Below are 23,628 nucleotides of genomic sequence, written 5' to 3'. Positions count from 1 at the left end.
GACCAATTATACTCCTCTGGACTATCTCTTGAATTTTTTTCTGATCTGAAATAGCATACAGCCTTTTGAAAGTAAATGGACTTGGCATAAGGAATGGAGGGTTTCTGTAAGTTACTGTAGAATAATCATATATACAAAATGATTGCTAAGGAGTTTTGTCATGCATATTTCAAAATTAAGTGTTAAGAACTATAGAAATTTTGGTGAGACTAAATTTTCAATTCCTTTGAAACCCTTTACTGCTATTATTGGAGAGAATAATATCGGAAAGTCGAATCTGATAGATTGTATCGGCTTAGTCTTAAGTCAAGATATTACTATGTTTAAGAAAAGATTTTTAGATATTGATGATATAAATTCAAATACGAAGGAAAAGTTTAAAAAGTCTATTGTGGAGCTTATAGATAAAGAAGTTATTGAGGAATCAAATATAGCCTTTCCTGACGTAAGAGTTGAGTTGATTTTAGAAGATTTAGACGAATATCAACTTGCTGTTGTAGGAGATTGGTTTTTTGAACCGACGCTCACTAAGGCGAAGTTAACTTATTGGTCCAAGCCAAGGGGGGGATTTAAACGGCAAGAATGGATTGAAAGGCAGATTTCCAATTTAAAGGGACTCTTAAGCGCCGGCAATGTGAAAAGAGCAGAATTACATAAGCATGTAGAGTTTCCAATTGATCAGTATGAGTATGTAATATATGGGGGGGATAATCCTACAAACAAATGTGATCCATACTTTCTAAAAATGTTAAAACTAGAGGTTCTAGATGCTCTTCGCGATGCAAAAAAGGAATTGGTTGCAAACGGAGAATATAAATTGTTATATCGAATTCTAAATAAGAATTATGAAAATGACTTTATTGAAATTCAAACGACACTTGTTGAACTAAACCAAAAATTAAGTGAAAACAAAAAGTTAGAGTCAATAAAAAAAGAACTTACTACATATTTAGATAAAATTTCTCTATCTAACCCGTTAGAATTAAATAGCATTGACTTCAATTTTTCTTCCCCAGAGGTTAATGAAATATTAAAGAAATTAAGTATTGTTTATGGAGAAAATCCTGTTTCGATTGAAAGAAATGGGTTAGGTAAAAATAATTTATTGTTTATCTCACTTGTACTCTCACACTTAGCCTCACAGACTGATGATAAAATTAAATTAGCCTTCAGAGTAATAGGGATAGAGGAGCCTGAGGCACATTTGCATCCACACTTGCAAACTCATCTGGCAAAGAACTTAAGCGAGCTTAATATTTCGGAAAATGAAAGCGATGGGGAAGTTGATAAGAAGGATACACAAATCATCATTACTTCTCATTCAACAAATATTACAACCTCAATTGACTTAAATAATCTTGTCATCCTTTACAAGAATAACGGGAAAATAAACTATCACTATATTCTAGATGGTTTTTCCGATAAAAAGAAAGGGAAAGATCATATAAAATATTTAAAAAAATATCTCGATGCAACAAATTCATCTATGTTTTATGCAAGGAGGCTTTTACTTGTTGAAGGAATCTCTGAACAAATATTAGTTCCATTATTTTTTGAATTACAATACAAGATAACATTGGAAAGCATTGGAGCTAACATTATAAACGTTAATGGAGTTGCTTTTAAGCATTTCTTAGAAATAATAAAAAATGGTTACTTCATTAAATGTGGTGTTATAACAGATAAGGATGAAGGTAAGAAAACGGAAAAAAGAGCAGAAAATTTAAAAGAGGATTATAAAGATAACAAAAATGTAATTGCTGTTGAAATTAACGAAGATACATTCGAGAAAGAGATAATTAAATTTAACAAAAAGGGCAAGAGTAAAGATTTGTTGTTAAGAGTTTTTAAGCAACTTCATCCCATAAAGTATAAAGAAGTTGCGGAAAAATGGAAAGACCAAATAGACACAGATAGTTATTTTGAAAATATAGAAAATGATAAATCGGATTTTGCCTTCGCTTTACATGAAGAACTATTAAAAGATAATGAAGACTTCACTATTCCTGATTATATAGTTGCTATCTTTAAGTTTGTTATGGGGGAAGAAAATGAAGAGAAAACTAAATAATAGATTGATAATTGCTGCAGCTGGTTCAGGGAAGACCTCCGAGTTAACAAAGGAAATAATAAAGATGTCAAGAGAATTACCGCCAGAGAAATGTTTGGCAGTGATAACATATACTAATTCTGCGACTAATGAAATTCTGGAAAGGGTGCAAAAATATATCTCCGTCCAACATAATATCTTTGTTGGAACAATACATAGTTTTCTCATTAAATTCCTAATAAAACCTTATGGAAAAATATTGGGTTTGGTGCCAAACGAACTAATTATTACGGATTATGAAATTAAAATCGCTAAGTCTTCTAATCAGTTTATGGAAAAGAATATCATAGTTAATCAACTTTCGAAAAAAGGTGTTATGACATATGATTATATTATTACTCTTTCCAAGAAAATTTTACTTGACGAAAATGTGAAAAACCGTTTTTGCAACCGAATTAGATATCTATTAGTAGATGAATTTCAGGACTCTACAAATACGCAGTTTGAAATTTTCGATATCCTTAGAAAAGGAAAAAGCTCTGAACTTATTTTAGTTGGAGACCCCGAACAGCGTATTATGAACTTTAGAAATAAACCAAGAAAAGGAAAAGGTTCATCTGGTGAACGAAGTATTCCTTTGCACCCCATTGAATCATTACAGAACAAAAAAATTTACACCATTAGTAAACTGATGAACAATTATAGATCTAGTGAAACGATAGTAAAATTCATTAATCAGTTTCACTCTAGTATTGAACAAGAATGGGCGAACAAGGAGATTAGTTCAAAAAATCCCGTGATGTTTATCGAATCAACAAAGTTAAAGTCGATTATTTTTGATTTTAATAATTTGTGTATTAACAAAGCATATTGTGAATCTATTCCTAAAACGAGATTTTTTTTAGCACATGAGAATAAAGTTTATAAAAATTATAGATATAGCAATTTTGACAATAAATCTACAGAAAAATTGCCACTTTTTACATGTATTTATGATTATTTATCAGCATTTTATAATACTAAAAATGATTTATTACATCAGACTCTAGGATTGGACGAAATTGAACTGAGGAAAAAATGCCTATCAGTATTCTACGAGATTAACTACAATTTAAACATTAATTTAGATGAATTTCCTAACTTTATAGAAAATACATTTAGTCGTAAAAAAGTAGAAACAGGCGAGAACGTTAGCTATAACATTAGAGAAAGAACAAAGAGATTAGCAGACGATCTCTCAAACAGAATAACTCCTGATAAGGAGTATTTATCAATAGAGTTAAGTGAGTACAGGGATTCTTTTTTAACAATCCATAAATCAAAAGGTTTACAGGCAGACGCTGCATTAGTTATCGCTAAAAACGAAAAGGAACTTTTAATGTGGCTAGAGGATGATAAAGAGAAAAGATTAAATGATCCACAGGATAAATGTAGATTAGGGTATGTCGCATTTAGCAGGCCAAAAGAGTTTCTCTGTATTGCATGTCTTACACCTGTTAGTGAACCAACATTACATTTGCTAAATAAATTTAAGGTGAATATTTATTCTCCATTAACGGAGCAGGTACAAACTACTCTTGAAACTTTGTAAAAAAATGAACTTTATTGCTATAGTAATAGATGTCGCATGCAATGTCCTATATAAAATTAAAGGACTATGCAATGAGATTATGATTGTGCGCTCTCATTCAATTGAAACAAAATGTTCTTCTCTAAAGACAAGCAAATGTACCCGTTGACGTAATTGACAAGAATATAGTCAGATCAACAATTAGAAGTATGTATGAACATCGATTGGGCATATTTTATTGATTTTAAAAAATCTCATAAGGAACAATTGTCCATTAAAAGCCGCTAATGTAGCGGCTTTTTCGTTTTAAGAATCCAACTTGTCTTAAGCTGTGTATAAGAACTTGGTACTATTCCCGATTATAGCTACTTAGCTACTGTTTGAAATTGATAGCGGAGGTGGCTACCATGTTAAGATTCCAAAGTCAGCGAGACTCGCCTAGTTAGACAGCACTGATGTACATATCGTAGATGCAGCTAAACTAGCTCGGAAAAAACATGGGGAATTGATCTAAATTAACTGATTTTATAAAAATGCTCCTCATGATCTCATTGATCATGGGGAGTACTTTTTTTTCCATCCCATAACTTTTTAGAAATATAAGTGAACAGATTCATGATTTGTCTACATTTTAGTGATTTCATTTAATTGAATAGCCCAGCAGAGCCATTCAACTCAAATACATATGAGGTTATGCTTAATCCAATGTAAGAATCTGCTTTACAGCTCTGTGGAGATGGAGGGGTGACGATTGAATCATGTCCGTAAAAAAATTCTATTAGTAGATGATGAAGCTAGGATACGAATATTACTCAAGAAATACTTCGAGAAGGAAGGCTTCATTGTTGATGAAGCAGCAAGTGGCGGACAAGCCATCCATTGTTACAACATGAACCATGGACATTATGATTTGGTCATATTGGATTGGTCGCTACCTGATATAAGCGGTCTAGAGATATGTAGATATATGAGATTTAACAATGACTCCATCCCCATTGTTATGTTGTCTGGTCGTACGGAAGAAAAAGACCGTATTGAAGGCTTTAAGGCTGGTGCCGATGACTATATTTCAAAACCTTTTAGCCCAAGGGAGGTTTTACTTCGTATCCAAGCCATTATAGGTCGAGTCCAAGGCATACGCTTGAACGAACTCATAGCCTCATCAGGCAATGAAATTCTGATCTCTGAAATTCTGATCCAACCCACAAGTAGGCGAGTGATGGTTCAAAGTAACGAAGTTCATCTCACCCCTAAAGAATATGATTTGCTTTATTTTTTGGTCACCAACCAGGAGGAGGCGTTTTCTAGAGAAGAGTTGCTCAGAGAAGTATGGAAATCATCCCGCCAACAAATTTATGATCAACGGACGGTTGATACACACATCAAACGATTACGTGAGAAATTGTTTTCGAATCATGCTGACGGAAATAAATTTATTCAAACCTTGTGGGGGTATGGTTACCGGTTTTGCAGCCACGAACGACTTTTCTCTTAACATGTACACAAGATTGTGAGGAATTACTTATGTCATATAAACAGATTAAATGGATGATTCTCTTTATTCCAACGATCACAGTGGCGATATGGGAGTATGTTAGACATCAATTTTTGCTTCCCTATATCTCCATGGATTTAGGCAACTGGTTAACACCTGTTTTAGTCTATATCGTTAGTATCACGCTGTTGACCAGGCTCTTTCAAATGCTTGAAAGAATCCAAAAGGAACTGGAAAACGCACGTTCTGCCAAAGCCGCGCTTGAAGCACGAGAAGAGTTAGCGAGAGAGCTCCATGATGGGATTGCACAATCTCTATTTTTGTTATCCGTTAAAGCCGAAAAGCTGGAATCCGGTAACGATATGAAGCAGCAAGAACAACACGTTTTGTCTATTCGTAAAACGATTCATGAGGTGAATCGCTATGTCAGACAAGCCATTACAAATCTTCGACTCGATCGTGACGTGACGGCAGATGGAAATCAAAATTCACCATCACTGGTGAAGCAAGTACATGCAATTTCCAAAGATATCCGTACTCCCATCCAGATTGGCTGGGAACTGGAGGATCATCGTCAGACGGATAAAGAAAAAATAGAATTATTAGCTTGCATACGTGAGGCACTCATTAATATGGATAAATACGCGTTAGCAACCGAGGGCTCCATAACGGCCATCGGCATGAGTCATAGCTGGAAAATCACTATATCGGACAATGGTAAAGGGTTTGAGGGCGATCCGTTTGTGAAGAAAAACAAATTTGGTTTACGAATTATGAAGGAGCGTTGTCACGAGATGGGTTGGATCATGAACATGTATCGTAAGGATGGAAGAACCATCGTCGAGATTCAAAAAGGGGGATTGATATGACAATGACTCCAACAAGAGTACTGGTAGTGGATGATCATTCCCACGCCAGGGAAGCCATTCGAGAAATTTTGAGCCTGGACAATCATTTTGAAATTATTGGTGAGGTGAACAACGGACAAGCAGCGATTGACTTCATGGAAAAGTGGCTTCCCGATCTCATTTTAATGGATATTCAAATGCCCATTATGGACGGACTCGAAGCAACGAGGAGAATAAAACTCGGTTTTCCCTATGTGAAAATAGTCATGATTACGGTTTCGGACGATATGATTCATCTACTTGAAGCGCTCAAAAGAGGAGCACAAGGATATCTGCTCAAAAATCTGGAACCAACGACATGGCTTGAATATCTGCATTCCATCATTAATGAGGAAGCCCCCATGTCCAGAGATGTTGCCTATCAGATTCTGAAGGAAGTCAATGTAACAGAAAAGAAGAAAACCGAAGTTAAGCTGACGACCCGAGAATTGGATATTTTATATGGGATAGCTGAAGGATGGACGAACAAAGAAATTGCAGGGAAATATGACATATCCGAATACACCGTGAAGAACCACTTAAAAAATATTTTGCAGAAGCTACAGTTACAAAATCGGGTGCAGTTAACACGTTACGCTCTTGAGCAAGGACTTGTTTGGAATGCAAACAAACTTTAGGCTTGAGCTTCATCTGTTATTTCATTAATTGTTACTTTTTCTTTCCACTCAGCTAAAAAATAGCTCAGTTGAGGCATATATTTATTCACATCTTTTACCATAGACTAAGATCGTATACAAGGTGCGGTTTCCTTTATGGTAGGAAGTCTGTCTGCTAAAAGCTGGGGACATGTTGAGACAATCATCCCAAATTGCATAATTGGATTACTTTTGGCACTATTAAGTGCTCAACGAATGAGCGTATGGCGTGTTGCCTTCGCACCAATTGAGCTGCCAGTGGGCATTATTATGGGTGTGATAAGTGCTCCATTTTTCTTGTATTTGTTACGAAAGAAGAGAACATTATGACTCTGGAGACGAAGAATACTCATATTGGATATCATGAAAATGAAGTCATTTCAGTACTAAACCTTGACCGGAGAAATTCTATTTAAGAATAGGAACATCAATACATGGAGCAGAAAACCTTTTGCAAGAGAGTTAGCCTTTTTAATGCAAGTTCATGAGAGTAATCCTGAGGTAACGGTTAAATCAAGAAGACCGTGCAATTGTTGATCAAGCCATCTCACTTACTCATTTAATGGATTTAGCGGAAAGAACAGAAGATCGTCTGTTATCTTCTTGCTTTCCTTACGATCATTAGAATACAAAATCAAGCTATGAAGTGCCTATTCCCAGTCGTAGGAATCGCTTGAATATGAGCGAATACATCAAATTTTGTCACAAATTTTAGCTGTTATAGCTCTTAGGGGCTATTACGAATATTCATACCATAAAGTACGATAGAACACGTACTGTTTTTACTCATTCCAAAGCCTTATTAATGGAGGTCAAACAACGTTGCAGACAAAGAGAAAAATAACAATGCTATTCGTTTTATGCGCAGTGCTTGTCATTTCTGCATGTTCCAGCACAACCAAGGATGCAGCAACGCAGCCTGCAGCGACGAAAGAAAAGGAAGTCACATTTTTGTTCAACTTTGCAAGCCAGACCATAGACCCCCATCAAGATTATACCCCACTAAGAGCAGGCATTACCGAAACCTTAGTGAAGCTGGGAGAAGATCTGAAAATCGAACCATGGTTGGCTGAGAAATGGGAAACGAAGGATGGTCAGCACTGGACGTTTGAGATCAAAAAGAATGTCACCTTTCAAGATGGACGAGTTCTGGATGCAGAAGCTGTGAAACAATCTCTGGAACGGGCAATCAAGGTGAACCCTGGTGTAGAGCAGGTTTTGAAGATTAAGGAAATGAATGCATCGGGTCAGACGCTAAGTATTACGACAGAGCAACCTTTCCCGCAATTTCCATCTGAGCTCGTTCACCCGAATACGTCCATTCTGGATGTTAACGCACCGGATCCGGACAAAAAACCGGTTGGGACGGGGCCTTTCAAGGTGTCGTCCTTCACCGCCGGAAGTTCGCTCAAGGTCGAGCGCTTCAATGAATATTGGGGCGGAGCTGCCAAGCTGAGCCGTGCCTCGTTTAATTTTAACGAAGATGCAAGTGCCCGCCTCTCCGCATTAATGTCAGGAGATGCCGACATTGTGTATCGCCCGCCGGTTGAAAGTCTGGAGACCATGAAAAGTGACCCAAGCCTTCATCTCGAATCGGTGATGAGTTTGAAGACACACGAACTTATTTTTAATACACATCAATCCGAATTTCAAAACAAGTATGTTAGAAAAGCCTTTGATGCCCTCGTGAACCGTGAAGAATTAAAGGATGTCCTTATGGGCGGACAGGCTACGATTGCATCAGGGCCATTTATGCCGAATTTCTCCTTTATTCCTTCTTATGAAGCTAGAACGACGGGTGCTGATGCTGCATTAAAATGGTTTGAAAAAGCAGGCTATCAGGTCGATCAAGGGAAGGTAAGCAAGGATGGTAAGCCGCTGAACTTAAAACTGGTCACGTATACGTCCCGAGCAGAATTCCCACTGTTTGCTCAGGTGTTACAAGCACAAGCGAAAGACATCGGTATTCAAATCTCGATTGAGTTTGTAGATAAATACGAAGACTATTTGCTCACCAAAGATGACTGGGATCTGGGCACATACAGTCCAATCATCGCACCGCGAGGGGATGCGAGTTATTTCCTTAATGTTTCCTTTAAACCGGACGGCACACTGAATTTTGGCAAAATCAATGATGAGGAACTGAATCGTTGGATTGATGAGCTAGATCAGATGGTAGACATGGATCAACGAAATGAATTAATCAAAAAAATTCTGACGCATATTGATGAAGAGACTTATTATTCATACCTTGTTCACCCCAATACACTTGTTGTATACAAAGATCGGGTGAAAAATTGGGTGACCAGTAAGAGTGAATACTACATGCTGACCAATCAATTGGATGTAGAGTAACGATGAGGATGCTTTTAAAACGAAGTACAGAATTCTTTATCTTTATTTTGCTCTTATCTTTGATCAGCTTTGTATTTATGAAATTAGCTCCTGGTGATGCAGTCAGGGAAATGCTTCGTGCGGATGACGTAGCTGTAACCTCTTCCCAGATCGAAGAGCAGCGAGAAGCGTTAGGGTTAAATGACCCTGTACTCGTGCAGTACGGACAGTGGCTCGGGCGTCTTGTTCAATTCGACCTGGGCACTTCGTATATGACGAATCGACCCGTAATGGAGGAATTGCTGGACAAGTTACCAGCAACGTTACTACTGACATGCTCCTCACTATTGGTGCTAATCGTCATCGCGATTCCGCTTGGCACGCTATCTACATTATATCCCAATCGAGTTGTTGACCGGATTAGCCGTCTTCTGGCCGTTTTGGGCACCTCAGTCCCTAGCTTCTGGCTGGGGCTTCTTTTAATAGAAGGGTTCTCTGTGAGGGCACGTTTATTCCCTTCGATGGGGACAGGAAGCATTGCACATTTGGTGCTTCCTTCTCTAACACTGGGATTAACGATGGCAGCCATATATGTGCGTCTCATTCGTTCCAGTTTGCTGGATAGTTTAAAACAAGATTTTGTTAGAGGGGCACGTTCCAGAGGGTTAGGCGGAGCAAAAGTACTTATTCGTCATGCCTTGCGTCATGCACTCCCCCCCGTTGTCACCATGTTCGGTGTAAGCATTGGAAGCTTGCTTGGTGGTACGGTTGTAATTGAAGTATTGTTTGCCTATCCGGGTATGGGCAAATTCATTGTGGACGCGATCCAGAGTCGGGATTATCCCGTTATCCAGGGTTATATGGTCTTGATGGGCCTAATCGTTACGGTCGTTCACATGTTGGTTGATCTGCTCAATGACGTTCTAAACCCCGAGAGCCGACTGAAGGGGGAACGATGATGAATGTTTAAATCTAAACCACACAGGGCCTATCCTCTAAAAAAAATACAAACAAGAGCACACATCCTCATTTTAGCCATCGTCATTGGCGTTTTAATATGCACGTCTTATATCGTTCCACATGACCCCTATGCGGTAAATCTGGCCTTACGGCTACTGCCCCCGGGTATGAATTATTGGCTTGGAACCGATGAACTCGGTCGAGATGTGTTTTCTCGTCTATTGCTCGGAGGAAGAAATACGGTAGGCACCAGTTTAATCGTATTACTGGGTTCGCTCGTCATCGGCATTCCTGCCGGACTATTGGCGGGATATGCAGGCGGATGGATTGATCGAGTCTACAAACGAATATCAGATGCATTTCTTGCGTTTCCCGACTTCATTATTGCCATTGTGCTTAGCGGACTAATGGGGCCAGGTGTCTTTAATTTAATGATCGCTATCATCTCTGTCAAATGGATTACGTATTCTCGCATTGTACGCAATAGCGTTGTCTCAGAAAAACATCAGGAATATATTACGATTGCTCGTCTGAGCGGATTACGCTCTCATCAGATTTTGGGGAAGCATCTGTTGCCGCATGCATTGTCACATGTCATTGTGATCGCTTCACTGGATATCGGTAAAATCATTCTCATGATCGCCTCGCTCTCTTATATCGGGCTTGGCGCCCAACCACCTACACCTGAATGGGGAGCCATGCTGAACGAAGGAAAGGCATACTTTCATAGCTCACCTTACCTTATGATTGCCCCTGGACTTGCGATCATGCTTGTAGTTCTCTGGTCCAACATGCTTGGGGATCGTATCCGCGATGGGCTGGATATCAAACGGAGCAGGGAGTGAAGAATGATGAGTTTACTAGAATTAAAAGGACTCAGGCTTGTGGCTGGGGAGCAGATCCTTGTTCACGATATTGACCTTTCCATTAACGCTGGTGAATGGTTGACTGTCATTGGGGAAAGTGGGAGTGGAAAAACGCTTACAGGCTCTTCCATCGGTCGCCTTCTGCCAAGCGGGGTAAGCCACGTAGCAGGGCAAATCACCTTTAAAGGCCAGTCTTTGTCAGCATTGTCCGAGAAACAGATGAATCAGCTGCGCGGCAAAGAGATTGGATATGTATTTCAGGACTACTCAGGCGTATTTAGCCCATTTCTTTCTATAGGCAAACAACTGAACGAGACACTTCAGGTTCACTATACATGGGGGCGGCAGGAACGAAGAGAACGGATTATACAAGCGCTAAATGACGTTTCGTTGCCTGCGGAACGGGTTGTCGCCAGCTATCCTTTTCAGTTAAGTGGCGGACAATTGCAGCGAGTATCTATTGCAATGGCTATGCTGCTTGAACCGAAATTACTAATTGCCGACGAACCTACGTCAGCACTGGACTGGATTACCGGATCAGAAATTCTGGATCTGCTCATTCGGCTTAGAGAGAAGACGAATTGTTCCATTCTATTCATCACGCATGACCTGAAGCTCGCTAGACGCTATGCGGATCAGATTGCTATTATGCGGGAAGGGAACATCCTGGAATCAGGCAAAGCGGAGGATGTATTGACACAAGCCAAACATCCATACACTCAAAAACTTCTGGCAGCCGAATCCATGCTTACTTATACGGACCCTGTCATACGCACGAAGCGAGGTGAATGATCATCAGCAAAGAGACTGTGCTTTCCATTCAAAACTTGGTCAAGACTTATCCAGGACATACAAGGGCGATCGACGGAATTTCATTTAACCTTCATCCAGGAGAGTGTGTAGGCTTGATCGGAGAAAGTGGGAGCGGCAAGAGTACATTGGCACGCTGTATTTTAATGATGGAGAAGATTGATTCCGGGCAGATGTGGTTTCAGGGAAGAAAGATGTTACAACCGCGGACTGCTTCAGCCTACCGTGCCCTTGGGGGGCAAGTGCAGGCTGTATTTCAGAACCCTGCATCAAGTCTGAATCCCAGACTCCAAATCATCGATTCTTTAATGGAGCCACTAGATACCCTAAAACATCGAATACCATTAATTGTACAGGATTGTTGGCAAAGCAGGCTTAAATGTGCCAAGCGACTGCTGGATTTGGTGGAGCTACCTACGCATCTCTTGCATAAGTATCCCCACGAGCTTAGTGGGGGACAAAAGCAGCGCGTTGCTATTGCAAGAGCAATAAGCAGTGAGCCCTCCTTAATTGTTATGGACGAACCTACATCCAGTCTGGATATGATTACACAGGCCCTGATCATGGAGATGCTTATCAAACTGCAAAAGGATATTCGTTTTGCCTGTTTGTTTATTTCACATGATCTCGCGATCATTCAGCGAATATCCGATCAGATTATAGTCTTGCAACAGGGGAAAATTAGAGATCACTTTGCCAAAGAAGATTTATTTTCATCAGAGAGGCATGCATATACGCAGCAATTTGTCCATAAATACGCCAAATGAAGAGATTAAATAATAAAATCCGGCCATCAAAAGCCGGATTTTATTTATAACCATATCAATTAAATTCTACACTTACCGATCATTGCTAAACTACGGTTTACATGACCCAAAGAATCCGTTCCTTGTATACGAACGGCTTCTTCCGTTTCTTTAATTTGAACTTGTTAAGCCAAGCTTTCTAGCATTATCTTGAATCAGTTGAACGATGGTTTGTTCTGAAGTCTCCGGATAATTGCGAAGCTCAACAACTGGAACATTCGCTATACTCGAAATCTCAACGCCTTGTGGAAAATGGAAACGATGAATAAACCCAAAGCTCCTCCCAGAAGGGCAAGATGCATTAATGCAAATCGGACAACAGTAAGTTGAAACTGGATAACGACAATACCTACAAGGGACAAACAGGCGCCGCCAATCACACAGGCGAAGAATGCCCTTTGGAATAAGGGAATATGTATGTAATCAAGTAGTGTCATAGCGTACCGGCAACATCAGTGAGTTTTCCGTCTCGCCTCAGACAAATTCGGTCATGCAAATATTCCGTTTCTTCCAACTGATGCGTGATCATAAGTGTCAGTAGTCGAGGTGCTCGTTGTCTGTACTCCCCGATTAACGTGTAGAACTGTTTTCTTGAGGATGTATCCAAATGGCTGCTTGGTTCATCCTTTATCATTAATGATTTGACAAATGCAGCCTACAGGATTATAGTCTTAACATTGTTAATCGTAATAATTACTAATAATCAACGTTAGTTTGACTTGCATTGTTTAGAGAGTTGGAACTACCAAGGAACTGATCAGTTCATTCCATAGCGGTTCTAAAGCTTCCTGCTGATTGATGGAAACTGTCCGGGATGTAGATGGTTTTGCCAATAGAGCCGGATAAAAATATCAATGAATTTATTTTTGAAAAAGGAGCTAGGGATCATGGCTAAAAAATCAAAAGTAGTACGTGAAAAACAACGTCAGGTGATGGTAGCTAAGTATGCAGAGTTGCGAAAGCAGCTAAAGGATAAAGCGGACTACGAAGGGTTACAGAAATTACCGCGTAACGCCTCTCCAACAAGATTGAAAAGTCGCTGTGAATTAACAGGGCGTCCAAGAGGATATTTGCGTAAATATAAAGTTTCACGGATTGTCTTCCGCGAGTTGGCTCATAAGGGTCAGATTCCTGGTGTGACCAAGTCAAGTTGGTAAGAAAGATGAGCAATTTATTTGATTTTGATTGTGTCATCGTCGGAGGGGGGGCAGCCGGTATCGGGATGGCCTCTGTTTTGCAAGAGATGGGAATGACTCGATTCGCTGTTTTGGAACGCGGCGAGGTTGGAGCTTCTTTCATGGCATGGCCGGAAGAAATGCGCCTTATTACGCCTTCATTCACCAGTAATGCCTATGGCATGATGGATCTGAATGCTGTAGCTTTGAAAACATCACCCGCGTATACGCTGGGCACGGAGCATCCCACAGGATCAGAATATGCAGAGTATCTTCAAGTGGTAAGTCAGTATCTTAAATTGCCTGTGCAAACGGGTGTGGACGTTCTAGAGATCATTCCGGAAAACGATGGTTTTCGTCTGATTCATTCGGATGGAGAATTACGTTCCCGATATGTAATCTGGGCTGCGGGTGAATTCCAATATCCCAAGCTGGATTCCTTTTTAGGTGCGGAATATGGTGTACATAGTAGCTTATTCTCAAGCTGGACTGCAGTTCAGGGAGATGAATGTGTCATCATAGGTGGATATGAGAGCGGGACGGATGCAGCCATTAACCTGAGCAAATTAGGAAAAAAAGTAACGGTGATTGACCGCAATAACCGGGGGTTATCCAAAGGAAGCAGTGATCCAAGTGTGGAACTCAGCCCTTATACCAAAGACCGACTTCGTGCAGAAATGGTGCATAAACGTATACATTTAAAACAAGGGTTCGAGGTTAAATGGATGGAACCAGACGAAGCAGAGGGCTTCATTATATACTGTGAAAATGAATCTGGAGATTCACATCTGCTTAAGACAAGTCAGGCTCCTATTCTAGCGACAGGATTTCACAGCAGTTTGCGCCAAATTGAACATTTAATTGAGCGTAACAAAGATGGTCATCTCCATTTAGGGGCAGCAGATGAGTCGACAATTACTGAAGGGTTGTTTGTCACAGGGCCACAAGTCGTGCATGAACATCTTCAATTTTGTTTTATATATAAATTTAGACAGCGTTTTGCTGTTGTGGCTAAGGCAATTGGTGAACGGCTTGGACTAGATCTGACACCACTGGAAGTATATCGCCAGGAGGGGATGTTCCTCGACGATTTGTCTTGTTGTGGTGAAGATTGCACATGCTGAATTCCGTCTTACAACATTCTGGAGAACATCGTAAAGTAGTGCTTGTGGGGCTGGAATCGGCTGGTAAATCAGCACTTTTTCGCTCATTTACAAGCAAAGATATAGGAGAGGAGTCGAACGTTCGGGGATCGACTGTTACGGTTCGGAAAACGGTATTACCTGAACATGGCTACGAATTGATAGATACACCGGGGATTCGACTAAAAGATGACAGTATCACCACAATGCTTGCGTTGCATCAGCTGGCAGAAGCAGATACAGTTGTGCTCGTTATACGAGCAACCTCTGTAAAGAAGGATTTACCGTTTTTATTGGATATGTTGGATCTAACAGGTAGAAATCTTGTCTTGGTGCTCACTTTTGTAGATAAGTGTGGATTCGGATTAGAAGAGCAAATCAGCTATTATCGCAAAGGTCTTGGCGTTTCTGTAATTCCAGTAAACGCAAGAATTATGAAAGAAGACACACGAGACATAATATTCAAATCGATTTCTGTGGCTAGACCAATGAAAAAACATCCTGAGATACAGTTTCCACCGACTTCTAATGTCATTGAACCGTCATTGACTGTGTTTGAACACTCAATTGTGGGGAGATTCTATGCACTGGCAGCACTTATTATATTGTTTGCTGTGCCCGTTTATCTAGCTTACTTGTTTTCTGATTTGATACAGCCGCTTGCAGAAGCATGGATTATTGAACCGTTAAACCGAGTAATTTCTGGTTTGTGGGGTCCGTTTCAAGCAATACTATTAGGAGATTACGGCATATTAAGTTTGGGATTATATTCTTTTGTTTGGGCTTTTCCAGTGGTGCTTTTGATTGGGATTAGCGTGGCGGTTACGGAGGAGAGCGGACTCAAAGACCGAATAACTGATGCGTTAGACGGATGGATGCGTAGGATAGGACTTAATGGAAAAGACCTAATTCCGGTTCTTAGTGGTTTTGGTTGTAACGTTGTCGCGGTATTCCAGAGCCGCACTTGCAGTTCATGTACACGGAAAACCTGTGTTTCTATGATTGCATTTGGTTCGGCATGCAGCTATCAGATAGGCGCGTCTCTATCAATATTTAGCTCCGGCGGGAAACCATGGCTGTTTTTCCCTTATATAATTGTACTTGTAGTTGTAGGGGCTATTCACACCAGGTTATGGAATCGAGGTTTATCGGAATCATCATTAGCTACGCATACAAACCGTACGTTTCTACAAAATCCTTCATGGCGTGCTATCAATTGGCGTGTGAAGTCGGTAGTGATGCAATTTCTTACTCAAGCCATGCCTATCTTTATCGGGTTATGCTTAATGGCAACACTTCTGGAACAAACGGGGATCCTATCTTTAATGACTCGTGCCGTGGCACCAGCACTCACGTTTTTTCATCTACCAGCTGAGGCAGCCGGAGGTGTTTTATTCTCCATTATACGAAAAGACGGACTGCTGGTGTTGAATCAGGATCATGGTTCTTTTATTACAGGACTGAGCGGATACCAACTATTCATACTAGTATATTTGGCATCTACGTTAACGGCTTGTTTGGTTACCCTCTGGACAGTGCGTAAGGAATTAGGAGTTCTCTTTGCCTTCAAGATGGCATCTAGGCAGCTATGTACTTCAATCGCCAGTGCTTTACTACTATCTTGTTTTTATTAGAATAATATAAAAGACGCCGTAATGGTCATAACCCTGTCAAGCAGACAGTACAAGATAGACAAATTTAAGCTGCGACTGTTTTCCGGTATTCTACCGGAGAACGGTCGTTTATTTTTTCTGAAATCGGTTTTGGTTGTAAAACCAACTTCTTTACGTGCAAATGAGTGGTGACCCATTCCGCAACACAAATCGAGTATATTAGCACTAAAAGGAAGATCTAACCAGCCGGATATGCGACTCATGTGGAGACTAACTAATTTGATTACATTTGAAAAAGAGAACCTTTAAATGATTATAATTTTTCTTGGTGCTCTTTTTGTTATGTTGACATACTCACAAAACAAGTTTATAGTTCTATTAATCGTAATTATTACTATTAATAATAAATGAAATCGATATTTCGATACAGTACCTCAGTTAAAGTAAGACCCACATATTGAATGCCTTAATTGATTGAAGTGCTTGAAAGGAGCTATTTAGTTGATTTTATCTGACAGAACACTTCGACTTTGGATGAAACAAAAGCGGATAACTATTTCTCCATTAATGGATGAACAGATCCAATCCGCTTCTATTGATCTGCGCCTCGGTACGCACTTTCTGACTTTGAAGCAGAGTCAAGAGAACGATGTCATTACTATGGATACTCCTACAACTTATGAATCCACTGAGAGTGAGGATATGATAATTCCTCCTTTGTCCTTTATGCTCGCTACGACACTTGAAACGATCAAACTGCCGGGCTATATCACCGCCTTTGTGGAAGGTAGGAGTTCCGTGGGGCGTATGGGACTGTTTATTCAAAATGCAGGTTGGGTGGATCCAGGATTTGAAGGCAAGAGACGGATCTCGTTAAGGATGAGGATTTACAACGTCTAGAATCTCGATTTAAATGAGATTATGGGAATCCACGCGTTTGACTTAAACCATAAACTTGAGGTTGACCCACATTTTTTGGAAGGTCATCATCACCATCATGAAGATGATGTGCGTTCCATAGTCTTACAAGAAACAAGACCTCTAGACCTTGAAAAAGTAAATAGAATAATTAATGAATGGTTAGTTGAACACTCATATGACTTGTATCGGTACAAAGGAATTCTCAATGTGAAAGCTATAAAAAACAGAGTGGTATTTCAGGGAGTTCACATGATATCCGGAATAGATGCTGATAGAGAGTGGAACGAGGGAGAGGATCGAACAAGTCGTATCGTACTGATTGGTAGAAACTTCGATGAAGAATGGTTCAGAAGTCGTTTTAGTGAATGTGCTATCAAAGAAGCTAACTCATAGCAAGCAAGGAGTACACTAATGAATAAAAACACCAATAAGATCGAAAATTTGCCGGATAAAAATACACGACTTCGCCTATTTGGTTCGGTTGATCCTATACAGGGAGACAAGCCTGTTCTAAAAGAGGAAATGCATGATCTACAAAATAGCAAAAATGATTTTTTATTCGAATTGCAACAAGTGGGGGTCGAGAATATGAGATATCCAATTATTGTGATCTCAGCTAAAGACCCTGAGAAGCTATCCAGTGTAGGAACTTTTAGTTTAACGACCTCATTGAATCGTGATTCTAAAGGCATAAATATGAGTCGGCTCACTGAGCAACTTGAACAAAGCCGTAAGATTGGATTAAGTGATCGGATCTCTGATCTTACCATGTTGACGCAGCAAATTGCAGAACATATGCAACAACCAAGTGCGGATCTCACAGTGACTTATCCTTGGTTCTATGAACGGAAAGCCCCAATAACGGGCTTAGCTGGACTTAACCACTCTCTTGCTTCGATCACTATAGGGTGGAAGTCAGACTCACCACCTGTTATTAAAGTAGGTTTACAAGTGCAAATCACGACCTTGTGCCCCTGCTCAAAGGAAATTAGCGAATACAGCGCACATAACCAGCGCGGATCTTTAAACATAGAAATAGAAGGAATAACAGGAGAAATGTTGCCTGGATATTGGAAGGAAGAATTACTTAATATAGCTGAATCAAACGCAAGTAGCAGCTTACATCCGTTATTAAAAAGGCCTGACGAAAAATGGGTTACTGAGCGAGCTTATGAAAATCCAAGATTTGTAGAGGATATGGTAAGGTTGGTCGCAGCTGATCTATATGAGAAACATTGGGTTAGAAGTTTCAGTGTATTCTGTAAAAATGAAGAGTCTATCCATCAACATGATGCGATCGCTCGCATTGTTTATGAGAAATAGCAACGACTATAAGAACATTATAGATGAGATGCTGCAGTTGCCACCAGTACATTTAACAGTGAACCTGCCAGAAGCAATGGAATCCTTAAAAAGATTACTGGGTTATAATTTTGACAGTATCCTTTGTTATCATGGAGGAGTTTGCCAAAATGGCAAAAAGAAGTTGGAGAATCTGATCAGATCGTATGATAAAGCTCCAACTTGAGTCAAATCACATACTTTCCATTTAAGAAGAAATGTAAAATTCCATAAGGAAGTGCCCGCCATAAGGCGATAATACCAGCCTATGATTGCTTTACTTCTGCTTAACCAATACGACGCCAATTATGATAACAACAAGACCTATCCATGTTTTCCAGGAAGGAATCTCTTTCATAAACCAATAACCCATCCAAATTGAGATGAGTACTTCGATACATTTTGCGGTGATGAGTACATAGCCTAATTGACTCACAGCCTTCATACCAAACTTGATGCCGTATCCTACGCTTAAATTTGCAGCGAGAAAGATCGGAAGCATCATGAGCTGAAACTTGAGCGTAGGCCAGAGATGCGGATTAATGTGTTTGCTCTGATAAGAAAAAATAATGTTGATGCAGGTGAGACCAATGAACATAAGTGCAATGCAAATGAAATACATCGTAATACCTCCGTTTTTTTATGGAGTTAATGTTTACTTAATCCAATAATTTTATCCATGTGCGAAACTCAGTAAAAGTAGTCGGAGGAAACCTAGTGACTGTAAAAAGTGTTGATCCACACACGGAGATATTCAGGAAGCGGTTCGGAAAACCGTGAAAATGACAAGACGTAAACTTTTGGCGATATATACGCTATCCCTTTGCTTAATGGTAAGTTTGCCTTTGGGAGAAGGTTTAAAGATGCTAACATTGCAATCTATAATCATATTGATGACTCTATAGAAGGAATACCTCAAGAAGAGGAATACCAATTTATCGTGGGCGTGTATGATGATGTACGGAAATCAGGAGATTGGCCAGTCGAAATGCTTTAGACATATTGATAACTTTGAAATGCCATAAGGCCGCTCTGGTTATTGTGGAGGTTCCATTAAAGAGCAGGGGCACTTGGATAAAATAACTCAATTGCTTGTAAGAAGCAGACGATGATTGGTTAAAAACCGGCGGCTAGGTAATAAAAAAGCGAAATATCGGACTAAACCAATAAGCTGCTTAAATACTTTGAGTGAATATTCTCACCGGCGTTCAAAGAGAAAATTTATAATGTATGATAATGTCTCAAATGGCCAATGGATGAATACACAAAGTATTTGATAAAAAGGGAATTCATTCCGTACCTCATTCCACAAATGTTGTCCAGCCTTCATCACATATCTGCACTACAGATTGGGCTCATCATGTCCCCTGGTGCATTGATTGCGGCTGTATTCGGATTGGTGGGAGGATCGCAAAGGATCACACTATCTGTTCTCGCTTGGAGGCGGATTGCAGTTTCATTGCAGGTGCGATCGGTACGTCGGTGCTTGGAAAGCTGTTGGATGTGTTGGGTACGAACCATACTGTATTTTCGAATATGTTTATGTTATTCAGCATTTGGATTGCGGGATCAGCAGTTCTATTTATTATGAAGAATCCAAGTGGGCATCCATCGAAATTTAATTCATCTATGTAGAAATCTTTTATCGTAATCGGAAAGATCATCTGGATCTGATATACAATAGAGGGATATAGCTCTAATAAAGGACCCTGCTGTTATTTAACAGCAGGGTCTTTAAGGTTAAGATAGGTTCATTTTTGCTCTGCAGTATCAAAAAACAGATGCTCTGGCCGAACTCCTTTAGGATATTCTTCTTCCCATGTATCGCGATTACTATAAGCTTTGAACCACATATCAGCGATGACATCTGGATCACTGACTGTTCCCTCTCCTGCTTCTTTAATAAATACGCCGAGTGAGCGATGAGCAACAAAGATTCCTTCTGGAGCCAATTGATTGTGCAAATTGCCCAAATAATTGCGTAAACCCGACATTGCAATTCCTATATTCCCCAACACAGAAATGGAGTGCATGGCTGATAAACCCGTTGTAAATAACATAGCCCCCTCTTTTCTACGAAGCATATCTGGCAAAACGGATTGAACTACATTCAAAGCACTGATCACATAAGCTTCAAAGGTATCTCTTAAATTATCCTCCGTCAGGTCTGAGACAGGGGTCGGTGGAAAATGTCCTGGGGTAGGGCTAAATTCCAGTACATCAATTTTTCCATAGGTTTCTTGTATCTTGTTTGTTGCTGCTGCAATCTCTGTTTTTTTATAGATATCAGCGACATAATACGAAGCTTGTATTCCCTGTGCTTCAAGCTCTTGAACCATCTCTTCAAGTTTTTTCTCATTGCGGGCAACCAAGGCCACCTGAAAATGTTCTTTTCCAAATCTTTTCGCTAGAGCTAAGCCAAGCCCCTTACCAGCTCCAATAATCATGATTGTTTTCATCATTCCATACTCCTTAGTTTTTGTGTACTATCCTTGACAACTCATAGTATAGAATGTAGATTTATATCACTCAATGGTTGATATACATTAAAATGATATTTAAACATCAAGTGATAATTATTTGTCGTTTATTCTAAAAAACGATATGAATATGGAGGGCTTTGATTGAGTAAAGAAAAGCTTGATTTACGTATTGTAAAAACACGGAAAGCCATCACAGAGTCTTTCCTGGAACTGCTCCAAATCAAGGAGTATGATCGTATTACTGTACAAGACATCGCTGATAGAGCAATGATTAACCGAAATACCTTTTATCTTCACTATTTGGATAAACCTGACTTGCTTGACAAGCTGTATTCAGACTACACAAACAAGCTAAATGTGTGTGCTGACCGAAAGACAGACAAATATCAAGAAATAACTAAAGAGATCCTTTCAGAAGTTCTGCTTGACCTCTTTAACGTGATTGACACCCACCTCATGTTCTTTAAACCCGTACTGGTTCAGAAGGGTTTGCCTGACTTCTCATTTCATTTGAAAATGGCTTTGAAAAAATTCATTTTCTCAGACATCATGGATCTTGAAAATAAATTTCATCTTCAAATTGAAATGGAGTATATTATCTCAGGCCTTGCTGGAGTTATTTGCTTTTGGATCTTGCATTCCGAAGACCATATTATAGAGGAAATGATTGCACAGATATGTGAGCTTCATTTCGACAATCTGAGTAATGTGCTTAGTAAGCTTGGATAAACCACTTAAAAATATAGTGAACAAAAAGCAAAGAACCTTTTACGTAATCTAAAAGGTTCTTTGGGCTTACTTACAGACATGAATACACGGCATTCCGCAAACGGCGATGCACATAATGCTCTTGACTATTTAACAGATGCTGCGCATACATCACCGTCAGCCCGGAATCCGGGTTATGATGGCCATGCAGCCTGCCGTTCCAGCCCATTCATACTCCCCAACTGACTTAACAAGCCACTTGCTGCTTTCGAAATATGGGTACGAACACCGAGACCTTAGCCGTAACCATACATTTGATCCCAGTAAAAGTCTGGTCGTGTCATGTCATTCAGATCGGGAAGAGTCGGAAGCCACGCTTCTTTTTCTACTTCTGTTCCATATATTTATCCCCGTAAAGTTCTTCTAAATGTTTTAAATGCCCCTTCCCCCATTCATGCATGGACAACAATAACGGCATTAATCCTTGTCCATATTTGGTTATGGAGTATTCAACTTTAGGTGGAATTTGTGCATAAATCTTACGTTTTACTACATCATGATACTCCAATTCTCTTAGCTGAGTAGTGAGCATTTTTTTCGTTACATTTGGAATCAAACGCTGTAGTTCACTGAACCGCAGTGTTCCATTGTCAATAAGGTGAAAAAGAATAACGGGTTTCCATTTTCCAACAAGAAGATCAAGGGAAGTTTCTACCGTTCCAGTTTGATCTCCTTTACATTCATTGGTCATTTGTGCTGCCCCTTTTAAGGTATCTTTTTGTATACTGCGACACATTATAGTGCCTACTTCCTGAAAATAAACATTGGTATTATTATATGCCTAGGAGCCGAAATGATACAAGGGGGAGAATGAGTTGTGAAGTGGACAGTTCGAATTTTACAAGGTGTATTGGCAGTGGGGTTTTTATTATTTGGATTTATGAAAGTGAGTGCTAACCCCATGCAGGTAGAGGCTTTTACCAATGTGTATAGGTATGGTACCAGCTTCATGTATGTTGTAGGAGCTATCGAGATCCTATCTGCAATTGGCTTGCTCATTGGGTACTGGAAGAGTCGCCTGGTTCCCGTTTTCAGCGGTTTATTAGTGATCGTCATGGCTGGAGCGGTGTTCACTCACTTCAAAAGTGGGCAAGGGTTTGATGTTGCTGTGGCACCGTTAGTGCTTCTTCTATTAGCAGCGGTAGTATTGGTTGGCGAGAGAAGGATGAAAAAGCAATTCGTAAGGAATGAGGTATAAATATATGAATATAGCGCTATGGATTATTCAAATTTTGTTGGGTTTAGCATTCTTAGTGTTTGGCTCAATGAAAGCATTTCAATATGAAAAAGCTAAAGCAAGTTTACCATGGGTAAAAGATTCTTCAAAAGGATTAGTTACATTTATTGGCGTAGCTGAAATATTAGGAGGATTAGGCTTGGTGTTGCCAAATGCGACAGGAATGGCTCCTGTGCTGACACCAATTGCTGCTATTGGACTTGGGATAGTCATGATATTGGCTAGCGGGCTTCATGTCAAAAGGAAGGAATATCAAGCAATCGGGATGAATGTCATCTTATTGGCATTAGCTTTATTCGTAGCAATTGGACGTATATAAGATGAGAGAAAAAGGAAACCTCGTAATTTAAGCTAATTCAGAGGTCTATCGAGATGAAAAACAAATAAGCAGCCGAACTGACCGATCGGCTGCTTATTTCTAATAGTGCGCCCGGCACGGGCGATAACTTGGCGGTGAAAGTCCGCTACAGGCTTGGCAGTAGGAACTGTTAGCCAAGGGCAAGGGTGTCCGTCG

At 39.9% G+C, this 23,628-nt stretch carries 24 protein-coding genes; 20 read left to right on the top strand and 4 right to left on the bottom strand.

The window, feature by feature from the left end; genetic code table 11:
• The first annotated feature begins 160 nt into the window (after positions 1-160).
• The 16 genes from HNR77_RS23960 (at position 161) to folE2 (ending at position 18,608) form a co-directional block, all read left to right on the top strand.
• Positions 161-2,071, top strand: a complete 1,911-nt coding sequence (locus HNR77_RS23960; RefSeq protein WP_184189921.1) for an ATP-dependent nuclease — start codon at positions 161-163, stop codon at positions 2,069-2,071.
• The gene (locus tag HNR77_RS23955) at positions 2,052-3,641 is read left to right on the top strand and encodes a UvrD-helicase domain-containing protein (RefSeq protein ID WP_184189919.1); all 1,590 of its coding nucleotides are present in this window, start codon (positions 2,052-2,054) and stop codon (positions 3,639-3,641) included. Before HNR77_RS23960 ends, HNR77_RS23955 begins: the two co-directional genes overlap by 20 nt.
• A 730-nt stretch (positions 3,642-4,371) precedes the next feature.
• Positions 4,372-5,115 carry a response regulator transcription factor gene (locus tag HNR77_RS23950; RefSeq protein WP_184189917.1) on the top strand — a complete coding sequence of 248 codons (744 nt, stop codon included), beginning with the start codon at positions 4,372-4,374 and terminating at the stop codon, positions 5,113-5,115.
• Between the two features lie 29 nt (positions 5,116-5,144).
• Entirely contained in the window at positions 5,145-5,984 is an 840-nt protein-coding gene (locus HNR77_RS23945; RefSeq protein ID WP_184189915.1) for a sensor histidine kinase, read from the top strand.
• Between the two features lie 2 nt (positions 5,985-5,986).
• Positions 5,987-6,640 (top strand): response regulator, encoded by a 654-nt coding sequence (locus tag HNR77_RS23940; RefSeq protein WP_184189913.1) that lies wholly within the window; start codon positions 5,987-5,989, stop codon positions 6,638-6,640.
• Positions 6,641-7,504: 864 nt separating this feature from the next.
• Positions 7,505-9,013, top strand: a complete 1,509-nt coding sequence (nikA, locus tag HNR77_RS23935) for a nickel ABC transporter substrate-binding protein (protein ID WP_184189911.1) — start codon at positions 7,505-7,507, stop codon at positions 9,011-9,013.
• Between the two features lie 2 nt (positions 9,014-9,015).
• Positions 9,016-9,951, top strand: coding sequence for a nickel ABC transporter permease (nikB, locus tag HNR77_RS23930; RefSeq protein ID WP_184189909.1), 936 nt, complete (start codon positions 9,016-9,018; stop codon positions 9,949-9,951).
• A 3-nt stretch (positions 9,952-9,954) separates the two neighbouring features.
• Complete coding sequence (gene nikC / locus HNR77_RS23925) at positions 9,955-10,797, top strand: nickel transporter permease (protein ID WP_184189907.1); 843 nt, start codon at positions 9,955-9,957, stop codon at positions 10,795-10,797.
• A 6-nt stretch (positions 10,798-10,803) separates the two neighbouring features.
• Complete coding sequence (locus tag HNR77_RS23920; RefSeq protein WP_184189905.1) at positions 10,804-11,610, top strand: ABC transporter ATP-binding protein; 807 nt, start codon at positions 10,804-10,806, stop codon at positions 11,608-11,610.
• A complete protein-coding gene (locus tag HNR77_RS23915) occupies positions 11,607-12,395 on the top strand; it encodes an ABC transporter ATP-binding protein (protein WP_184189904.1) in 789 nt (262 codons plus the stop codon). The genes HNR77_RS23920 and HNR77_RS23915 overlap by 4 nt, the downstream gene beginning before the upstream one ends.
• Before the next feature lie 926 nt (positions 12,396-13,321).
• Complete coding sequence (gene rpsN, locus HNR77_RS23910) at positions 13,322-13,591, top strand: 30S ribosomal protein S14 (protein ID WP_184189902.1); 270 nt, start codon at positions 13,322-13,324, stop codon at positions 13,589-13,591.
• A gap of 5 nt (positions 13,592-13,596) precedes the next feature.
• Positions 13,597-14,733: an NAD(P)/FAD-dependent oxidoreductase gene (locus HNR77_RS23905; protein ID WP_184189900.1), complete on the top strand. Its 1,137-nt coding sequence runs from the start codon at positions 13,597-13,599 to the stop codon at positions 14,731-14,733.
• Positions 14,727-16,385, top strand: coding sequence for a nucleoside recognition domain-containing protein (locus tag HNR77_RS23900; protein ID WP_184189898.1), 1,659 nt, complete (start codon positions 14,727-14,729; stop codon positions 16,383-16,385). The genes HNR77_RS23905 and HNR77_RS23900 overlap by 7 nt, the downstream gene beginning before the upstream one ends.
• 480 nt (positions 16,386-16,865) lie before the next feature.
• A complete protein-coding gene (gene dcd / locus HNR77_RS23895) occupies positions 16,866-17,264 on the top strand; it encodes a dCTP deaminase (protein ID WP_184189896.1) in 399 nt (132 codons plus the stop codon).
• A 21-nt stretch (positions 17,265-17,285) separates the two neighbouring features.
• Entirely contained in the window at positions 17,286-17,678 is a 393-nt protein-coding gene (locus HNR77_RS23890; RefSeq protein WP_184189894.1) for a GTP-binding protein, read from the top strand.
• A gap of 18 nt (positions 17,679-17,696) precedes the next feature.
• Positions 17,697-18,608, top strand: a complete 912-nt coding sequence (gene folE2, locus HNR77_RS23885) for a GTP cyclohydrolase FolE2 (RefSeq protein WP_184189892.1) — start codon at positions 17,697-17,699, stop codon at positions 18,606-18,608.
• Positions 18,609-18,903: 295 nt separating this feature from the next.
• Here folE2 and HNR77_RS23880 read toward each other — a convergent pair whose 3' ends face one another.
• On the bottom strand, positions 18,904-19,248 hold the full coding sequence (locus tag HNR77_RS23880) for a hypothetical protein (RefSeq protein WP_184189890.1): 345 nt from the start codon (positions 19,246-19,248) through the stop codon (positions 18,904-18,906).
• A gap of 186 nt (positions 19,249-19,434) precedes the next feature.
• On the opposite strand from HNR77_RS23880, the gene HNR77_RS30855 reads away from it, so the two are divergent.
• On the top strand, positions 19,435-19,623 hold the full coding sequence (locus HNR77_RS30855; RefSeq protein WP_483874555.1) for a hypothetical protein: 189 nt from the start codon (positions 19,435-19,437) through the stop codon (positions 19,621-19,623).
• A 754-nt stretch (positions 19,624-20,377) separates the two neighbouring features.
• On the opposite strand, the gene HNR77_RS23875 is transcribed toward HNR77_RS30855, so the two are convergent.
• Positions 20,378-21,085 (bottom strand): SDR family NAD(P)-dependent oxidoreductase, encoded by a 708-nt coding sequence (locus tag HNR77_RS23875; protein ID WP_184189888.1) that lies wholly within the window; start codon positions 21,083-21,085, stop codon positions 20,378-20,380.
• A 165-nt stretch (positions 21,086-21,250) separates the two neighbouring features.
• Between HNR77_RS23875 and HNR77_RS23870 the strand changes: the two genes are divergently transcribed.
• Positions 21,251-21,838: a TetR/AcrR family transcriptional regulator gene (locus tag HNR77_RS23870; RefSeq protein ID WP_184189886.1), complete on the top strand. Its 588-nt coding sequence runs from the start codon at positions 21,251-21,253 to the stop codon at positions 21,836-21,838.
• Between the two features lie 70 nt (positions 21,839-21,908).
• On the opposite strand, the gene HNR77_RS30440 is transcribed toward HNR77_RS23870, so the two are convergent.
• Together HNR77_RS30440 and HNR77_RS23860 are read right to left on the bottom strand one after the other, a co-directional pair.
• A complete protein-coding gene (locus HNR77_RS30440; RefSeq protein ID WP_260410836.1) occupies positions 21,909-22,046 on the bottom strand; it encodes a hypothetical protein in 138 nt (45 codons plus the stop codon).
• A 156-nt stretch (positions 22,047-22,202) separates the two neighbouring features.
• Complete coding sequence (locus HNR77_RS23860; RefSeq protein WP_184189884.1) at positions 22,203-22,568, bottom strand: winged helix-turn-helix transcriptional regulator; 366 nt, start codon at positions 22,566-22,568, stop codon at positions 22,203-22,205.
• A gap of 126 nt (positions 22,569-22,694) precedes the next feature.
• On the opposite strand from HNR77_RS23860, the gene HNR77_RS23855 reads away from it, so the two are divergent.
• Together HNR77_RS23855 and HNR77_RS23850 are read left to right on the top strand one after the other, a co-directional pair.
• Positions 22,695-23,075, top strand: a complete 381-nt coding sequence (locus HNR77_RS23855) for a DoxX family protein (protein WP_184189882.1) — start codon at positions 22,695-22,697, stop codon at positions 23,073-23,075.
• Between the two features lie 4 nt (positions 23,076-23,079).
• Positions 23,080-23,433, top strand: a complete 354-nt coding sequence (locus HNR77_RS23850) for a DoxX family protein (RefSeq protein WP_184189880.1) — start codon at positions 23,080-23,082, stop codon at positions 23,431-23,433.
• Positions 23,434-23,628 lie beyond the last annotated feature (195 nt).

Origin of the sequence: Paenibacillus sp. JGP012 (assembly GCF_014203995.1) — a bacterium.
In the GTDB taxonomy this organism is placed as follows: Bacteria; Bacillota; Bacilli; order Paenibacillales; family Paenibacillaceae; genus Paenibacillus; species Paenibacillus silvae.
This window is presented reverse-complemented; position numbering and strand designations above follow the sequence as displayed.